Raw genomic sequence first — 16706 nt, 5'->3', positions numbered from 1 at the left:
ACGGCACAGGCGAGGTTCCCGGTTGCTACTTGCCGACGTATCCGGAAACCTTGAATTCATCGGTCGGTGAATTGGTCAGGTTTGTCGGAGACCCCCCGGAGGAAGTCACGGTAAAGATGTCCCAGCCAAAGTTGATCAAGGTCATGAACACAATCTTTGCCCCATCGGACGTGTAACTCGGGAATTCGATGTCGTTGGTTGCGTTGTAGACCAGGGTTTTGGGGCCGCCGCTCACGCTAACCCTGACCAAATCTCCATCGCGGGAAAACAGAACCGTTGTGCCATCGGGCGAAAAAACGGGTGTGATGTCAAAGAAATTCGTGTCGCTGGATAGGTTGGAGACACCTGTCCCATCCGAGTTGGCAATATAGATTTGCGGGACGGCGCTGGGGGCAGCCGTGAAGACCACCTTTGTCCCGTTCCCATTGAGGGCTTTACCTAACCCTTCCATACCCGCCAGGCTGGAAATTTGAACCACGCCGGTCCCATCCGAATTCATCACATAAAGCCGGGTCGATCCTGACCTCAAGCTCAAAAAGGCGATCTTTGTCCCATCCGCACTGATGACCGGTTCAAAATCGTCGGCCCCGTTATTGGTCAGGTTCACGGCACCCGTTCCATCAATGTTCGCGATGAAAATTTCCGAGTTCCCGGTCTCGTTCGATTCATAGACCATCTTGGCGAGCCCGGCAACGGTGGAACAGTTGATCCGGTTGGCGTCCGTCCCCGTGATCACCGTCGCTCCAGTTCCATCGATGTTCATCCGGTAAATCTGGTTGTTGCCGTTGATCCCTTCTTTCGAGTAAAAAATTTGATCCTGGGTGATTCCGCCAGTGGTGCCGGTTGTTCCGGTGGTGCCAGTTGTGCCAGTGGTTCCAGTCGTGCCCGTTGTTCCGGTTGTGCCGGTTGTGCCGGTGGTTCCCGTTGTTCCAGTGGTTCCGGTCGTGCCGGTTGTTCCGGTGGTGCCAGTTGTGCCAGTGGTTCCAGTCGTGCCCGTTGTTCCGGATGTTCCGGTTGTTCCGGTTGTCCCGGTGGTTCCCGTTGTTCCAGTGGTTCCGGTCGTGCCCGTTGTTCCAGTGGTCGCAGTGGTGCCGGTTGTGCCTGTTGAAGAACCGGTCGTCGACCCACCTCCGCCGCCGCCACAGCCGACAATCAAAATGCCGGCGGCAAAAAGCCCAAACGGCAACCAAGCCCGGTTCACAGATGCCATACCGCTATTCTCGGCACCCGCAAATTTACCTATAGGGTTCGAACCCGAACCTTAATGGGGTTTTTCACCCAATTCGAAACGAGTATCCCGCTCCATCAAGCGGGAAATCGCCTCTTCAAAGCCGAGGATGCCCATCAACACCTCGTTCAAAGTCTGCATCAGCGGAACCTCAATCCCCTTCTCGGCAGCAAGTTTCAAGGCGACTTTCAGTGTCGGAACCCCTTCCGCAGTTTGTCCGACCGATGCCACCGCGTCATCAACATAGGCGCCGCCTGCCACCGCCAGCCCGACCCGGTAGTTGCGCGAAAGCCGGCTGCTACACGTAGCAAAAAGGTCGCCAACCCCCGCCAATCCGAGGAATGTCTCCATCCGCGCACCCATCGCCACGCCGAGCCGCGTGATTTCCGCAAGTCCTCGGCAGACAAACGCCCCTTTCGTGTTGTCGCCAAATCCCAGCCCGTCGCAGACCCCGGCACCAATTGCGATCACGTTTTTTAGTGCCCCGGCAAGCTCAACCCCGCGGACATCGTCATTGATGTACACGCGGTAACCCTTGCCGTTGAAAGCCTTGCGAACCAACTCTGCCGCGTCTTCGTCGCCGCTGGCACAAACGGCGGCGGTCGGCACCCCCTTGGCAAGTTCCACCGCCAGGTTCGGGCCGCTCAACGCCACCGGGATCGACGCGGGCAACGCCTGCGCCAAAACGTCGCTGACCACCCCGCCGGTTTCCGGGTCGAGACCTTTGCTGGCCAGGCAGACGATCCCACCATCCGCCACATGGGCCAAAACGTCGCGGACCGCCCCCGTTGGCACAGCAATCACCGTGAAGTTCGCCGGTCCCCCCTGCTGACCCTGCGGAACCACTTGGATGGTCTCAGTGAACCGGAACCCCGGCAAGTACTCCCGGTTCTCGCGGTCTTGGTTGAGCTGCGCCGCCGAAAGCGCGTCGTGGGTTACCAACTCGACCATGTGGCCGTTCCGAACCAAAACCAAGCTGAGGGCCGTGCCCCAACTCCCTGCACCGATCACGCGGACTCGCATAACTCTTAACTCTGTATTTTGCCAAGTTCCCGGCAAATCTCTCAGGATTTCTTCACGACCCGTTGACCGTCAAACTCCCAGACGGTCTCTCCAAGCCTGATTTCCCATCGCCAGCCCCGAATCAAATACCCATGGCTGAGCACCAGCCGAAAACCTTCAGCACCGATTTGTCCAGATTCCAAATCGATGGCAAAACACCCCCTGGAATCCAGTCGTGGCCTGGTTGCGATCAGCTCGCTCTGTCGCACACCTGATTCAAACGACTGCCTCAGTCGCTCCTTAGCCCCCAGCTTTCCTGCCCGGCTAAGGGAGTCATCGTTCATGGCGTCGGCCAGTATTTCAGCATCATCCTGCTTGGGATAAGTTCTGATGTGCTGGCCATGCGACTGACCGACTAGACGCACAGGGATCGATGTGGTGATAGTGGCCTGGTTATCAAAGCAGAACACAGTTTCAAGCGGGTTATCCCGGATTTCGATAAGGGTCGATCCCCGGATGCAATCCAACGCCTCAGAGATCAGTCGCAAGTCGTGTTCTTCTAAATCCTTGGTTGCGTTCTGCTTCGAGTTGTAATAAAGTTGGTCGGTATACAAAGACCAGATTTCCTCCCGCCAACCAATCCACCAGCAGTTCACGATTTGCGTCTCTGCCAGGGCTAAGTCTGCATACGTAAAGGCCAAGAGCTCGATCAAAAGCCCGTCAGAAAGACGGACTCCAATCCGCCCATCGGGAAAAACTTCGCCCGATTCAAAAGTCCACTTCCCCGATTGGACTCCCGCCATAAACTCACGGGAAAGAGGGGTAAGGCAATCTTCGCCATCATAAAATGTCGATTCATCCAAGGCGCCACCTCTCAGGCCAAGGATTTTGAATCGGCTTTCGGCTTCCAGATAACAGCCAGAGCGTTTCAACTCCTCCCCGCCCCGGTCGATGAACGGCCTTTGTTCGCCAAACTCGAACCGCATTTCCTGCCACCGCCCCCAAGCGTCGGTCAGAGGCAGACCCACGAATCTATCGAGGACGGATTGAATCTGCGCCAACTCTTGGGGAGATAAGAATGCGCGATCCATGCGTCCAAAGTACCCCCGCCACTCTGCCGAGGGCCCTAGACCAACCGAAAACGGGTATAGTTCAATCCGAGCGGGCTACTTTGCGCGCCGTTGTCTGGAGCGTTTTCCTCCACAGGAGAACTTTGCAGAGAGCGGCACACAGATAGCCTGACAGCCCTGGGATGTCCGAACGCAGAACGGCGATCCCGGGATCTTAAGACGAGGCTGAAACACACAACCATGCCGCTGCACCCGACTACCAAGACCGACATCATTAAAAAGTACGCGACCAAAGAAGGCGACACTGGTTCGCCCGAGGTTCAAATCGCCCTCCTCCAGGCGCGCATCCTGCAGATCACCGATCACCTGCGCACCAACAAAAAAGACCGGCACTCGCGCCAAGGGCTACTCATGCTCGTTGGCAAACGGCGCCGCCTTGAGGGCTACCTGCGGAACAAAGATATCGTCCGGTACCGGGAGCTCATTGCAGACCTCGGCATCCGTGAAGTTCGGCCTCGCTAACCCTGCGTTAGTCAGAGGCTCAACACATGATCCATACACACACCTTTGAGGTGGGCGGCAAAACGTTCAACCTCGAGTCAGGCCGCGTTGCCAAGCAAGCCGGCGGCTCCGTCCTCTTCGGTATCGATGACACCGTCATCCTCGGCACCGCGACCATGTCCAACCAAGAACGGGAAGGCATCGACTTCCTTCCGCTTGTTTGCGATTTTGAAGAGCGCAAATACGCCATCGGCAAAATCCCCGGCGGCGTCATCAAGCGCGGCGGGCGACCCTCGACCAAGGCGACCCTCATCAGCCGACTGATGGACCGGCCGATCCGCCCCCTCTTCCACAAAGGCATCCGCAGCGAAATCCAAGTCATCGCGATGCCGTTCTCCATCGACAAGAACATCCCCAGCGACGTCATGGCCGTCAACGCGGCCGGCGCGGCCCTCTCCGTCTCCGATGTGCCGTTCAACGGACCCATCGCCTGCGTCCGCATCGGCATGATCGACGGCGAATTCATCGTCTTCCCCACCTTTGAAGAGCTGAAAACCTCCAAGCTCGACCTCATCGTCGCCGGACACAAAGGCGCCATCAGCATGGTCGAAGCAGGGGCCAAAGAAGTGACCGAAGAAGTCATGGTCAAGGCCCTGATCTTCGCCCACGAAAACATCCAGCTGATCTGCAAAGAATTCGAAGCCTTTGCCAAAATCGCCGGCAAAGAAAAGCGCACCGTCGCCGAATCTGGCCCAGACAAGAAGTTTGTCGAAGACCTGATGAAGAAAGAAGGCAAAGCCATTGCCGCCGCCCTCTTTCACAAAGACAAGGCCACCCGCGAAAACGCAGAAAACGACCTGAAGAAAGAGCTCAAAGCCAAGTATTCCGAAGGCAAGGAAGACGACAAAGCCTTCCTGCAAAACCTCGGCCCCGCGATTGATAAAGCGATCAAAGAAACCTTGCGCTCCACCGTCATCAAAGAAGGCAAGCGCCCGGATGGCCGCAAGCTCAACGAACTCCGCGATATCGAAGCCGTCGCCGGCATCCTGCCGCGCGTCCACGGTTCGGGCCTCTTCACCCGCGGCCAAACCCAAGTCATGACCGTGCTGACCCTGGGCATGCCCAAAGACGCCCAGTATGCCGACATCCTGGACCAGCTGGACGAAGAGCAGGAGCCCAAGCGCTTTATGCACTTCTACAACTTCCCGCCCTACTCGGTTGGCGAAGCCCGGCCGCTGCGCGGCCCCGGCCGACGCGAAGTCGGACACGGCGCCTTGGCTGAAAGGGCCATCGAAGCCGTCGTCCCCATGGACGACCCCGACTTCCCCTACACCGTCCACCTGATCAGCGAAGTGCTCGAATCCAACGGGTCGTCTTCCATGGCGTCCGTCTGCGGCTCGACCCTCGCGCTCATGGATGCCGGCGTCAAGATCAAAGCCCCCGTTGCAGGGATCGCCATGGGGCTCATGAGCGACGGCAAAAACTTCAGCATCCTTACCGACATTCAAGGCCTAGAAGACCACACCGGCGACATGGACTTTAAGGTGGCTGGAACCCGCGAAGGGATCACCGCTCTCCAGCTCGATACCAAGCTGGAAGGCATCCCCGAGCAAGTCCTCATCGACGCCCTGAGCCAAGCCAAAGACGCCCGGTACAAGATCCTCGACATCATTGAAGCCGAGATCCCCAAACCCAGGCCCCAACTCTCCGGAACCGCCCCGCGCATCCAAACCGTCCAGATCGACACCGAAAAGATCGGGGCGCTCATCGGACCCGGCGGCGCCAACATCCGCAAGATCACCGAAGAAACCGGCTGCGAAATCGACGTCCAAAAAGATGGCCGCGTCCTGATCGCCACCGACAGCGGTGAAAAGGCCGAAAAGGCGATCACTATGATCAAAATGTCCACTTCCAGCCTGGAAGTCGGATTCGCCTTCACCGGCACCGTCACCCGGCTCATGGGTCGGGGCGCCTTGGTCAGCATGCCCAATGGCAAAGATGGCATGGTCCCCACCGACCAACTCACCCACGCCAAAATCGGCCGACCAGACGACGTGCTCAGCGAAGGCGACGTCATCAACGTCAAAGTCCACGAAGTCGACAGCATGGGTCGCATCAACCTCACCGCGCTCGACCTCAACCCGGACAACGAACGGCTCAACGACCCCAACCCACCCGTCAGCGAACGCCCCGCGTTCAGCCGGGACCGCGATGGCGGCCGGGATCGCCGTGGTGGTGGTCGGGATCGAGGCGGATATGGCGACCGTGACCGCGGACCCCGCCGCGAGCGCACCGAAAGCAGCTCATCCGACGGCGACGGCGAAGGCGGTTCCCGCTTCCGCAAACGCCGCTGATGGTCTGAATTATCCGTGATTTTTCACCCCGGTTTCACGTTTTGTGGCCGGGGTGAAAATTTGACAATCTGACCTTGACTTTCATCCGGGGGGGGGGGGGGGGGTAGCGTCGGGCCTATGAAGCAACACCTTATTGCCGCAATTGCCTTTAACGCGGCATCTGCACAGGCGTCAGCAGAGAGCCCGAATACAGTTTGGGTACAAATTGCTTTCACCCAGCCGAGCGACCTCTATCACTACGAAGATGAACTCCTCTATAGTGGTCGCGATAACCTCTCCATCAACGGGAACACCTACTCAGTGAACACAACGCGTACGCTTTTCAAACGCGTCTGCACCGGTTCGCCCACCAACGATCCGCCATGGATGACCGATGTTTCAAGCCTGCAAATTCCCGAACTCAAAGAAACCCTCCCACTCGTTGGAAATGGTACATTCAATACAGGTGTGTATTGGGGAATCGAATTTTCCACTCGAAACACCTATCAGGCTTTTCAAACGTGGGATGTGGAGAACCAAACTTATGGAAATGAAGTCGCAGCGCGGTCGGCAGAAGAAAGGTTTGAACAACGTGTTTGGGCTTATGGCAAATAGGGCTGGTAAATCTCCCAATTTTCTGCAAGTTTTGTTTGTCAGTGCATTTCTCTGTTTTACTGCTCTGGGCCAAGCAACTTTCCACGAGAACCATCCAGTCTATTGGATTGTCGCCACTCAGCAAGCCCAAACAAAGGGGTTGGCCGATGTCACCAGCGATGCAACTGTTGAACAAGTACGCGAACAACTAAACATCGACTGCATGAAAATGCAACTCGAAGATGCAACCATCTTTGTAAGCGACATGGCGATTCCAATTGAGTCGTACGAAAAGTCAATTCGATGGCTCGCCAAGGTTGATGGCAGTTCTCGAATGAAGTTTGACCTAGGCTCGCCGGAAGGTCGCGAACTCAAGGAGTTTCTGGATTCCAAGTTCTTCTTCGATAAGTTTGATGTCCAACCTGGAACCAAGCCCATCGGATTGACAATGGGTATTGAGCTTGTTGACCCATCTTATGCCGGAAAAGGGAATTTTATTTGGAAGCCGGAACCAGAGCGCAACTCAGATTTGGCACTGGCAACTCCATTTTCCGGAGGAATAGACCGGGTTAAAGAGCACGCGGACGCCATATCAGGGCGATCATATCTGTTTCCTACCACGCGATCGACGGTTGGCCTGACATTCCTCAAGTTTTACTCTGGTATGCCGGAATCGCTCCACTCTCTGGACCTGGCCAACCTTGCAAAAGTAGTTTCCGATCTGGGGACTCGGCTGGCCGAACTGGAGTCTGTTTACAAGCAGTCCTTCGAATTTGCAGTGAAGAAGTTCGGAGTTGCGAGCATCGGTGATTTCGAGAAACTAAAAGAAGGGGACTACTCGCTAGAGAGCCTTCCTGCAGAAATTCGAGAAAAATATATTTACACTTTTGTATCTGGATGGGAGAGTCGAGGTTTTGCCTCTAAGGAGGAGGCCCAGACATACATGAGTTCGAATCCGACTTTGAAGTTTCAATTCACACTGATTGCCTACCAAGAGTGCAAGCAAGTGGGCTACGGCGATCAGCCGTTTGGATTTGCATTCATTATCAAACCATGATTTTGGATAAGGCACTCTCTTGTCAAATTTATTCCTCTCCGGTTTCACGTTTTGTGGCCGGGGTGAAAATTAAACAATCGGGCCTTGACTCTCATCCGGGGGGGGGTAGCGTCGGGCCTATGAAGCAACTCCTCATTGCCGCAATTGCCTTGATGACAGCTTCGGCAAATGCCGAATGGACGGACAACGGATATAGCCGCACCGACAACGGCACGCAGATCCTGACATTTGGACTTTCGCCCCGAAACGACTATACTGTGAGTGGATCGTCGATCACATTCCACGTCTCAAGGACGCTTGAAACAAAATTGGTCGAAGGCTCAACTGTGCAAAACCCTCCAACCTGGAACGCCAATATCGCCCTGACCCCAACGCCGAACACGAATGTTTTTACTGGCCATTACAACGATATCAAATATAATGTTCTCTACTGGAACTGCACCTGGGAGTATCATCATTTCCAGCTTGCGCAGAGTTTTACCAATTCAGCGACTTCCGAGACGATTTCAAGATCAGGCTACGAACTTGAAGATGTGCTATTTAGGATCGTGGTAGTGACCCAATGATCTTAAGCATCCCCATCCTAGCCTCCTTAATGATGGCCAATCATGGTCAAATACCAGGAATCCCTCTTGAACCTCGGACAAAGCCCGTGATTGTGGCGTTGGCCGAACAAGAGACCCTAAGCGAGCAACCCAGAGACACTAGTTTGACCGAAATTGAGTCTTTCTTGCACGTCAATGGGATCAAGTATTGGTCATTTCCAGATGACAATTTCACCATCATTGTTTCGAAGCAGATCGCTCCTATTGAAGATTATCTCGCCACGGCCAAGTGGGCCGATTCCGTCAGGAATTCCGGCCAAACCACCTTTTCATGCGATTCTCCCGAGGGTCAGCAGCTCTTCGATGCGCTATGCAAGCGACAAAACATGGAGAGAATCGAGGTTGCGCCACAGGAAAAATTCATGGCCCTCAGCGCCACCTTCTCAATAAGCGATCCTTCTGGCACGATTGGACGACCGGTTTTTGGATCTGTTTCCCTTCCAAAAAAGCCGTTAGCGACAGTCTACTGGCCTCCAGAAACCGACAATGATGCCGCTGCGGCGGAACACCTACGGGCCAAGAGGAGAGATGCCCCATTTCCACTGGTCATGGATCTTGGTACCTACAAAGTGACAGATTTTGGCACGCTGAAGGGAACGCTTCTTCAAGCACAGGCTCTTCAATCCATGTCTCACTTTTTGGAGCAACTCGGCAGAGAGTTGGAAGCAGCTCAACGTTCCGCGAAAGCCGCTGTGGATTCACTAGTTGTCCAACTGGCCGATTCCGCCTATGGACAAGAAGGCAGCAAGAACATCAAGAAGGCAAACTTCAATAATTTGCCGCCCGGGGTAAAAGACGAATTGGCGAAGATGGCTAAATCGAACCCGGAAATGCTTGGCTTTTCAAATACCGAAGATGCCACAAGGTTCCTTGACAGCAACCCGATGCTTGAAGTTAAATACCATTTGGCGATTTCCACGAAGTCAACAGCTTCAAAAGATGGTAAATCAGGCACAACGGTGACGAGCATTGTGCTTTATGGGAACTGAGATCTCTGAATTTCCCGTGATTTTTCACCCCGGTTTCACGTTTTGTGGCCGGGGTGGAATGGCTCCGCATACCTTTTGTTTGCAAACGCGAAGCACCCCAGCGTCTGCCGGAAAGATCCCGCAATTCGAGATCCTTTGAAAAAAGTGGAATCCTCAACCACAAAATCGGCCACTATGCGGTTTCAAGGCGATTCCAATGACGGATTCCACGACCAAGATTGCGATTGTCGGCGGAGGCACCGCTGGCATCGATGTTGCTGCCCGGCTCTCCCAACATTTCCCGGCGAGCCAGATCACACTCATCGACCCCACGGAGAAGCACTATTACCAGCCGCTCTGGACCTTGGTCGGCGGGGGCGAGGCAAAAAAGGAAGACACCTGTCGCAACGAATCAGATCTCATCCCCCCCGGGGTCAACTGGATCCAAGAATCGGTGACGCAACTCCTGCCCGGTGAAAATGCCCTGCTCACATCCGGTGGAATGCGCATCACTTACGAAGCCCTCGTCCTCTGTCCGGGGCTCCGGATCGAATGGGGCGCCATCAAAGGATTGCCCGAAGCGCTCCAGAGCGATCCACGGGTTGCCAGCAACTACGATTACAATACCGTCGACAAAACTTGGGCGGGCTTGCAAGCCCTCAAACAGGGGACGGCAATTTTCACCCAGCCCAGCACACCCATCAAGTGCGGCGGGGCCCCGCAAAAAATCATGTACTTGGCCCACGATTATTGGCAGCGGCACGGCGTCGCCGACAACATCTCAGTGAAGGGATACTTTGCCCCGGCCACCATTTTTGGCAACCCGCACTATGTGCCGGCCCTCAACAAGGTCGTCGAACGCAAACACATCGAGATGCACTATCGCCGCGACTTGGTGGCCATTGACCACTTGGCCGGGACGGCAACCTTCCAAAACCTGGATGCCCCAGAAGAGATGGAATCCGTTGCCTACGAGTTCATCCACGTGACACCCAAAATGTATCCGCCGGAATTTGTTGCCAAAAGCCCCTTGGCTATTGCCGATGGTCCAACGAAAGGGTGGGCCGAAGTCAATAAGAACACCTTGCAAAGCCCCATATTTTCCAATGTGTTTGCCCTCGGGGACGTGGCGGGGATCCCCACCAGCAAAACCGGGGCGGCAATCCGCAAACAGGCCATCGTTGTGGAACAGAACATGGTTGCCCACTTGGCGGGCAAGCCTTTGCCAAACCAATACGACGGGTACACCTCCTGCCCGCTGGTCACAGGCTATGGCAAACTTATCATGGCCGAATTCGGCTACGATGACAAAGTTTTGCCCAGCTTTCCCCTGGATCCGACAAAGGAACGGTGGTCGATGTACATGCTTAAAAAGCATTTCTTGCCTTGGATGTACTGGAATCTCATGCTCAAGGGCAAGGCATAATTGCACAGTGCACCTCAACAATTAACAAGTTGTTAAGATTCGGATGTGGGTTGACTTCCGTAAAAAGGGGGGGGCGGTAGCATATGTCCATGGCAAAAGAAATCCTCTCACTGTTCGCAGCCGGAATTTCGATATCAATTGCCTTCGCCCAGCATGGTGAGTGGGTGCAATACAGTTACACAGAATCAGATACTTGGCAAGGCGGCGCGCTAACATTAAACCCGGGTGAACTGAATGAATACTCCGAACAATGGTTTGCAATCAATTTGACGAGGACAATTCCGTTAAATGTTGTTTATGGAGCGGTGACTGAAGAGCCAGCCTGGGTGACAGAGCTAACCCCATTATGCTTCACGAATCAGACCCTCACCAATTATAAAGCGGGAATCTATGCTCCAAATGGTTTAACCGTGTCTAATATATGGCATCGATACGATCGTGAGCAGGTCTTTATCTTCTTGCCTCATATGCTGCTTTCTACAGATGGCATGCCCATGTCTTATGACTATGCAACAAGAAACGGATACATGAACGAGTCGTTCGAAATCTACCACACGGTTTCATAAGGCCATGATGCTCTCCATCGGAATCTATCTTTCCCTCATTGCTGCGGCCAAAATGGTCGAAGAACCGCGGTCGGTCATGCTTGTTCTGGCAGAAAACGAACGGAATGATGATTTCCGGATGATTGAACCAGCGCAATGTTCGGTCGAATCGCTCAAAGATAAAACCGGGATTGATTTTCATCTCTATTATGGCGAAAGCACCGATATCTACCTCTCTGAAAGCGTTGCCCCTCTCACGGCCCTGAGACAACTGACGATGCTGGTCGATGAAGCAACCAGGAATGGGGGGACAAAGTTTGCCATGGGCAGCCCGATCGGCAACATCTGTCAGTCCATTTGCGAAAACACAGCTCCCAGAAAAAACTCACAGGCAAAGCCAGGTGACGAGTGTTATGGGCTGGGGATCAGCGTGAAGTATTCCTTCGACGTCCCAGGTGCCAAGGCTTTCACCGAAGAGATTTGTCCCACAAAGAATGAGATCGCGCGACCGTTGCAAGAATCGCTTTCCCTGGAAGAAGCAAAGGAGTTTAGAAAGAAGCGAAATCGCCCGGTCGGCTATTCGCTCAGTTCATACGTGAACCAAAACTATTCGGTGCGGCCGCTTGTTCCTGGTTCCTTTTCGCAAGAAGATGCTGTTCTTGCCGGAATTGATCTCACAAGCGCTTTGACAAAGGCGGCTGTGGAGGTTCATTCTCTGTTTTTGGCTTACCGAAACAGCTACAGCACGCTGGTTGCTTCATATCGAGGACAATTCTGCCAACCGTTTGGAGGAATTCCTGACGGACAATTTGAGTTCAATGACCTATCACCGGAAATCAAGCAGAGAATCGTCGACCAGTCGAAGTTCAATTTTAAGGGGCTAGGATACGAAAGCGAGGAGGCAGTCGATCAATTTTTTGCTAGGAATCCAAAGATGAAGATCACTTTTTCGATTGCCGTTTTTGAGGGCAGTTCATTCATCAACCCATCCGATGGCCGAGTGATCCGGTCAGGGATGTTTATTGTGCTCGGAAATCCGACGGGCCCCTGAATACCCACTTATGTCTCAAGTTCTGAGTTCTTGGCTTAAACTCAAACGAAGCATGGTCGCGGAAATCGCTGCCCGGATCGCCAAGCGGCTTGCCGTTTGTTGCACGGTCATTGCCCTAATGGGCCCAATTGCCGCGGCTCCCCTTGCGCTGTGCCAGCAAGACCTATGCCGTTGTAACCCGTGCCACTGCGGGCCGGCGTGCCCATGCGGCCAAGCCGAAGTCCGGATTGCCAATGAAAGCGAGGCGCGCACTCTTGCAAGTCCCAATTCGCTGGCCCCGGCTACTTGCCGGACATCAACACCTACCAGCGTCGTTTATTGGGCCAAAAGTGTCGCCAAAGTCGGCGCACCCAGGGGGCCGCCGCTCTGACACCAGATCGGATTTCGCCCTGAAACCGGAGGGCCAAGACAGTTCACGATGAGAAAGAACAATGAACACAAACGAAACAAAAAACTGTTGCTGCAACCCTAATTGCACCTGCGAAAACTGCACTTGCACCTGCAATTGCACCGACCAAGACCATTGCGGTTGCAAAACTGGCGGCGAATGCACCTGCCAGTGCTGCTGCGCCTAAAGGGCCTCGGCCGGAAGTGCGGCGGGACGGCGGCGAACCAGGCCGCCGCCCGCCGTCTCTGTCGGAGTTGAGTTAAAGCTCTCCTGAGCCCACTTACTCTTAAGGCACGGCCTGTGCCAAAAAAGCCACCCGGAGGAAAAACCTCACGGGTGGCTCAAAGTTTTTGAATCTGGGAACCTGGGTCACCAGGGGCTAATGGTCGAAATCTGGCCCTTGTCGCGCAAGGTCGCTTCGCCGGATTTCACTTTGACCAGCTTGACGTCATCCGTCAAAAAGTCGCCAGGCTGCGCATAAAGCACTTCCTTTTCTTTGACGAAGACTGCGGTCGCACCCTCTTCTGATTCCACCGATCCGACAAACTTCCATCCGCCGAAAGGAGCATCGGGTTCTTTGGGGGTGCCTTCCGATGTCGGCGTCGCAGACAAGCCTTGCGAGGAGGCGACATAGACGTCCACCGGGATCCCTTCTACCCGCGTCCGACCTTCAAACTTGCCTTCGAGGGAAACGACTTTGCCTAGCTCGAAAACCGGGTTCCCCGGCACTCGGAAGGCGAAAATGGGTGACTTGGCATTTGCATTGGGTGCACCAAGGAACACCGTCACAAAGCCGTTGCCGGGCTCTGTTTTGACCACAACCCCTTCGGCCTTGACCAAAGACCCTTTGAACGGGGTGTCGCCCTTGCTGGAAACACCGACGATCAGTTCTGCCGCAGAATAGACTTTGTCCGGCAAATTGCTGAGGTCGGGGCCCTTGGACTTGTCTTCGTCGTCCATGAGGCCGTTCAGCTCCTTGGTTTTGGCGTCGGCTTCCTTCTTATCCGATTTGGCCGTGTCAATCGCCCGGCGCGCGCCCGGCATAAATCCGGTGTTGGATTGGGGTGCAATCCCGACGCCCGTCGCCATTGTCAGTTGCGGCGAGGCTTTGGCCCCCGCCGGGTAAGCCAACAGGATCCCGATCACGCCGACCATGGCCAGACCCGCTAAAACTTGTGTCCCTCGCATGGAAGGTTTGTTCCGTACCATGCCATGGCGGGGCCCCGCAATCCAGCCGGGATTATCCTTCCTTCTCGTCGTGTTGCTCTTTTAAAGCGGCCACAACCGCCGGATCGGCCAGAGTGGTGACATCCCCCAGGACACGGCCTTCCGCAATGTCCCGCAGCAACCGGCGCATGATTTTCCCACTCCGAGTCTTTGGGAGATCGGCTGTGAAGTAAAGGTCGTCGGGCCGGGCCAGCGACCCGATCTTTTCGGCCACGTGGGCCCGGAGTTCCATGTTCAGGGCATCGCTGGCCTCAACGTGCGATTTGAGGATCACGAAGGCCGCAACCGATTGCCCCTTGATCTCGTGGGCCTTGCCGATCACCGCGCTTTCGGCCACCGCATGGTGGTCAACCAGGGCGCTCTCGACCTCCATTGTCGAGATATTGTGGCCGCTCACGAGCATGATGTCGTCCACGCGCCCCAAAAGCCAAAAGTCGCCATCAGCGTCGACCTTGGCCCCGTCGCCCGCAAAGTAAGCATCGGAGAATTTGCTCCAATAGACTTGGCGGTAACGCTCGTTGTCCCCCCAAATCCCACGCAACATGCTGGGCCACGGCCTTTTCAAAACCAGGAATCCTCCCACCGGCGCCCCGTGGGTGGCCAAGAGGTCGTCTCCCGCCTCGTTGTAAATGGAAGCGGAAATTCCAGGAAAGGGCCGGCCTGCACTCCCGGGTTTGGTCACCGTGATCCCCGGCAAGGGTGTGATCATGATCGCCCCCGTCTCGGTTTGCCACCATGTGTCCACGATGGGGCACCGGCCGCCACCGATGAACTCGTGGTACCAAATCCATGCTTCTGGGTTGATCGGTTCCCCGACCGAACCCAACAAACGCAGCGAGCCCAGGTCGCACCGTTGGGGGAACTCCTCGCCCCATTTCATGAATGTCCGGATCGCAGTCGGTGCCGTGTAAAGAATGGTGGCCCTGTGGCGTTCCACGATCCGCCAAAACCGGTCTTTGTCAGGCGTGTCAGGCGCTCCTTCGTAGAGGATTTGGGTCACCCCGTTGCACATGGGGCCATAAACCACATAGCTGTGCCCCGTGATCCAACCGCAATCGGCCGTGCACCAGTAGACATCGGAATCTTTGTAATCAAAAACTAGCTTGCTGGTCGCCATCGTCCCGGTCAGGTATCCGCCTGTGGTGTGCACGATTCCCTTGGGTTTGCCCGTCGATCCGCTGGTGTAGAGGATGAAAAGAACATCCTCAGAATCCATAGGCTCGCAGGGGCAGTCGGCAGGTTGGGGGTCGACAGCTTCTCCCCAACGGATGTCCCGGCCCTCCTTCCAATTGGATTGTTCCGGGCCCTCCGCGCCGACCCGTTGGTGGACCAGCACCTTTTCAACCGTGGGGCAACCCATTTCCAGCGCCTCATCGACAATTTTCTTAAGGCCGATTACCTTGCCCCGGCGCCACAGGCCATCGGCCGTGACAATCGCCTTGGCTTGGGCGTCGTTGGCGCGCTCGCAAATCGACTTGGCGCTGAATCCGCCAAAGATCACCGAGTGGATTGCGCCAATGCGGGCGCAGGCAAGCATCGCCAAACACAATTCCGGGCCCTGACCCATGTAAATGCAAACGCGATCCCCCTTGCCGATCCCCAGCGCCTTCAAGGCATTGGCGACCTTCTGGACTTCGCGGTGCACATCGGCATAGGTGAAAACCCGGATGTCGCCCGGTTCGCCTTCGGCGATCCAAGCTGTTTTGCCCCCATTGCCCCTGAGCACATGGCGGTCGACCGCGTTGTGGCAGGCGTTGACCTTGCCCCCGACAAACCATTGCGAGAACGGTTGATCCCAAACGCAAACGGTTTCCCACTTGGAAAACCAGTCCAGCTTTTCTGCCCAACCGGTCCACCAACCCTGCCAGTCAGAATCCGCCTCCCCATAGATTCCGGGGTCGCTGGCGTTGGCGGCCGCGGCAAATTCAGGTGGCGGCGGGAATTTTCGGCTCTCGGTCAGCAGGCTGTCTATCGTCTCAGACATCAGGTTCTCACTCCCAATTGTTTTACCAGCATGCCGATTTGGATATCATCGAACCCAGGATGGCTTTCTGCATCAGTCCTTGCATCGGCTTGACCACCCCCAGCCCGGGGGAGATGGTCGCCGAATACGCGAGGCTGTTCGGAATGCAGCAGACAGCCGATGCCGAAGGACTCCGGCTCGAAGCCGGGTTCCTCTCGTTTTATGTTGACCCGGGCCAACGTCAACCGCCCATTCTCGAACTCCTCACCAAAGACCTTGCTTCGGCAAGGGCCCTGCTCAGGGCATTCGGATGCCAAGAGCAAGCCTGGAACGGGGAATCCAAACTCAACCTCGTCACCGATCGGTTCGGCATCGCCTGGAACATCCACCAAGGCCAACCCACCAAGGATTGGATCGACCAGATGGACAGGGTGGCGGCCGTCCCTGCCAAAATCGCGCTGCACTTGCACGAGGGTGCCAAAGCCGCCGCCTACTATGCCGAACTTTTGGGAGAACCGGCGACTCACACCCCCGGGGGGTGGACCATCGATTCGAACCATGTCCGAATCGTCATCGAAGCGGGGCTCCCCCATGGCCCTGCCTTCTTTGCCGATGCCGCCGCCGCCCCGGATCCCGATGCGCTCGCCGCGTTCTTTGCTGGCCGGACTTGCCATGTTGACCGTTTCGGCATTACCTGGAAAGCCGCCCTTCGCGATGGTCCGGCCAACGCTGTTGTCGAGGCATAATC

At 55.7% G+C, this 16706-nt stretch carries 16 protein-coding genes; 11 read left to right on the top strand and 5 right to left on the bottom strand.

Annotation, left to right across the window (positions count from 1 at the left end):
- Positions 1 to 25: 25 nt before the first annotated feature.
- Genes JNM28_03670 through JNM28_03660 form a run of 3 tightly spaced genes read right to left on the bottom strand, consistent with a single transcriptional unit; the run spans position 26 to position 3321 of the window.
- On the bottom strand, positions 26 to 1210 hold the full coding sequence (locus JNM28_03670) for a PD40 domain-containing protein (protein MBL8067524.1): 1185 nt from the start codon (positions 1208 to 1210) through the stop codon (positions 26 to 28).
- A gap of 51 nt (positions 1211 to 1261) precedes the next feature.
- On the bottom strand, positions 1262 to 2251 hold the full coding sequence (locus JNM28_03665) for an NAD(P)-dependent glycerol-3-phosphate dehydrogenase (GenBank protein MBL8067523.1): 990 nt from the start codon (positions 2249 to 2251) through the stop codon (positions 1262 to 1264).
- 41 nt (positions 2252 to 2292) lie between these two features.
- Positions 2293 to 3321, bottom strand: a complete 1029-nt coding sequence (locus tag JNM28_03660; GenBank protein MBL8067522.1) for a hypothetical protein — start codon at positions 3319 to 3321, stop codon at positions 2293 to 2295.
- A gap of 219 nt (positions 3322 to 3540) precedes the next feature.
- Between JNM28_03660 and rpsO the strand changes: the two genes are divergently transcribed.
- The 10 genes from rpsO (at position 3541) to JNM28_03610 (ending at position 12750) form a co-directional block, all read left to right on the top strand.
- Complete coding sequence (rpsO, locus tag JNM28_03655; GenBank protein MBL8067521.1) at positions 3541 to 3822, top strand: 30S ribosomal protein S15; 282 nt, start codon at positions 3541 to 3543, stop codon at positions 3820 to 3822.
- Positions 3823 to 3848: 26 nt separating this feature from the next.
- Positions 3849 to 6155, top strand: a complete 2307-nt coding sequence (locus tag JNM28_03650; GenBank protein MBL8067520.1) for a polyribonucleotide nucleotidyltransferase — start codon at positions 3849 to 3851, stop codon at positions 6153 to 6155.
- A 117-nt stretch (positions 6156 to 6272) separates the two neighbouring features.
- Positions 6273 to 6749 carry a hypothetical protein gene (locus JNM28_03645; protein ID MBL8067519.1) on the top strand — a complete coding sequence of 159 codons (477 nt, stop codon included), beginning with the start codon at positions 6273 to 6275 and terminating at the stop codon, positions 6747 to 6749.
- Positions 6685 to 7785, top strand: coding sequence for a hypothetical protein (locus tag JNM28_03640; protein MBL8067518.1), 1101 nt, complete (start codon positions 6685 to 6687; stop codon positions 7783 to 7785). The genes JNM28_03645 and JNM28_03640 overlap by 65 nt, the downstream gene beginning before the upstream one ends.
- Positions 7786 to 7904: 119 nt before the next feature.
- Entirely contained in the window at positions 7905 to 8351 is a 447-nt protein-coding gene (locus JNM28_03635) for a hypothetical protein (GenBank protein MBL8067517.1), read from the top strand.
- Positions 8348 to 9379: a hypothetical protein gene (locus JNM28_03630; protein ID MBL8067516.1), complete on the top strand. Its 1032-nt coding sequence runs from the start codon at positions 8348 to 8350 to the stop codon at positions 9377 to 9379. The genes JNM28_03635 and JNM28_03630 overlap by 4 nt, the downstream gene beginning before the upstream one ends.
- A gap of 196 nt (positions 9380 to 9575) precedes the next feature.
- Positions 9576 to 10784, top strand: coding sequence for an NAD(P)/FAD-dependent oxidoreductase (locus JNM28_03625; protein ID MBL8067515.1), 1209 nt, complete (start codon positions 9576 to 9578; stop codon positions 10782 to 10784).
- An 89-nt stretch (positions 10785 to 10873) separates the two neighbouring features.
- Positions 10874 to 11350: a hypothetical protein gene (locus JNM28_03620; GenBank protein MBL8067514.1), complete on the top strand. Its 477-nt coding sequence runs from the start codon at positions 10874 to 10876 to the stop codon at positions 11348 to 11350.
- Positions 11351 to 11354: 4 nt separating this feature from the next.
- Positions 11355 to 12380 (top strand): hypothetical protein, encoded by a 1026-nt coding sequence (locus tag JNM28_03615; GenBank protein ID MBL8067513.1) that lies wholly within the window; start codon positions 11355 to 11357, stop codon positions 12378 to 12380.
- A 52-nt stretch (positions 12381 to 12432) separates the two neighbouring features.
- On the top strand, positions 12433 to 12750 hold the full coding sequence (locus tag JNM28_03610; GenBank protein MBL8067512.1) for a hypothetical protein: 318 nt from the start codon (positions 12433 to 12435) through the stop codon (positions 12748 to 12750).
- Between the two features lie 387 nt (positions 12751 to 13137).
- Here JNM28_03610 and JNM28_03605 read toward each other — a convergent pair whose 3' ends face one another.
- Both JNM28_03605 and acs read right to left on the bottom strand, forming a co-directional pair.
- Positions 13138 to 13923 (bottom strand): hypothetical protein, encoded by a 786-nt coding sequence (locus JNM28_03605; GenBank protein MBL8067511.1) that lies wholly within the window; start codon positions 13921 to 13923, stop codon positions 13138 to 13140.
- An 85-nt stretch (positions 13924 to 14008) separates the two neighbouring features.
- Positions 14009 to 15979: an acetate--CoA ligase gene (gene acs / locus JNM28_03600; protein ID MBL8067510.1), complete on the bottom strand. Its 1971-nt coding sequence runs from the start codon at positions 15977 to 15979 to the stop codon at positions 14009 to 14011.
- 59 nt (positions 15980 to 16038) lie between these two features.
- Here acs and JNM28_03595 point away from each other — a divergent pair, with 59 nt between their 5' ends.
- The gene (locus JNM28_03595) at positions 16039 to 16704 is read left to right on the top strand and encodes a hypothetical protein (GenBank protein MBL8067509.1); all 666 of its coding nucleotides are present in this window, start codon (positions 16039 to 16041) and stop codon (positions 16702 to 16704) included.
- Positions 16705 to 16706: the final 2 nt, after the last annotated feature.

Source organism: Armatimonadota bacterium, from assembly GCA_016789105.1.
Lineage (GTDB): Bacteria > Armatimonadota > Fimbriimonadia > Fimbriimonadales > Fimbriimonadaceae > UphvI-Ar2.
This window is presented reverse-complemented; position numbering and strand designations above follow the sequence as displayed.

Excerpts from the sequence above, each read along its gene's own strand:
- JNM28_03610 (MBL8067512.1), top strand. The coding sequence starts at position 12,433 with ATGGTCGCGGAAATCGCTGCCCGGATCGCCAAGCGGCTTGCCGTTTGT.
- JNM28_03625 (MBL8067515.1), top strand. The coding sequence starts at position 9,576 with ATGACGGATTCCACGACCAAGATTGCGATTGTCGGCGGAGGCACCGCT.
- JNM28_03640 (MBL8067518.1), top strand. The coding sequence starts at position 6,685 with ATGAAGTCGCAGCGCGGTCGGCAGAAGAAAGGTTTGAACAACGTGTTT.
- JNM28_03615 (MBL8067513.1), top strand. The coding sequence starts at position 11,355 with ATGATGCTCTCCATCGGAATCTATCTTTCCCTCATTGCTGCGGCCAAA.
- JNM28_03660 (MBL8067522.1), bottom strand. The coding sequence starts at position 3,321 with ATGGATCGCGCATTCTTATCTCCCCAAGAGTTGGCGCAGATTCAATCC.
- JNM28_03595 (MBL8067509.1), top strand. The coding sequence starts at position 16,039 with ATGGCTTTCTGCATCAGTCCTTGCATCGGCTTGACCACCCCCAGCCCG.
- JNM28_03630 (MBL8067516.1), top strand. The coding sequence starts at position 8,348 with ATGATCTTAAGCATCCCCATCCTAGCCTCCTTAATGATGGCCAATCAT.
- JNM28_03620 (MBL8067514.1), top strand. The coding sequence starts at position 10,874 with ATGGCAAAAGAAATCCTCTCACTGTTCGCAGCCGGAATTTCGATATCA.
- rpsO (MBL8067521.1), top strand. The coding sequence starts at position 3,541 with ATGCCGCTGCACCCGACTACCAAGACCGACATCATTAAAAAGTACGCG.
- JNM28_03665 (MBL8067523.1), bottom strand. The coding sequence starts at position 2,251 with ATGCGAGTCCGCGTGATCGGTGCAGGGAGTTGGGGCACGGCCCTCAGC.
- JNM28_03635 (MBL8067517.1), top strand. The coding sequence starts at position 7,905 with ATGAAGCAACTCCTCATTGCCGCAATTGCCTTGATGACAGCTTCGGCA.
- acs (MBL8067510.1), bottom strand. The coding sequence starts at position 15,979 with ATGTCTGAGACGATAGACAGCCTGCTGACCGAGAGCCGAAAATTCCCG.
- JNM28_03650 (MBL8067520.1), top strand. The coding sequence starts at position 3,849 with ATGATCCATACACACACCTTTGAGGTGGGCGGCAAAACGTTCAACCTC.
- JNM28_03645 (MBL8067519.1), top strand. The coding sequence starts at position 6,273 with ATGAAGCAACACCTTATTGCCGCAATTGCCTTTAACGCGGCATCTGCA.
- JNM28_03605 (MBL8067511.1), bottom strand. The coding sequence starts at position 13,923 with ATGGTCGGCGTGATCGGGATCCTGTTGGCTTACCCGGCGGGGGCCAAA.
- JNM28_03670 (MBL8067524.1), bottom strand. The coding sequence starts at position 1,210 with ATGGCATCTGTGAACCGGGCTTGGTTGCCGTTTGGGCTTTTTGCCGCC.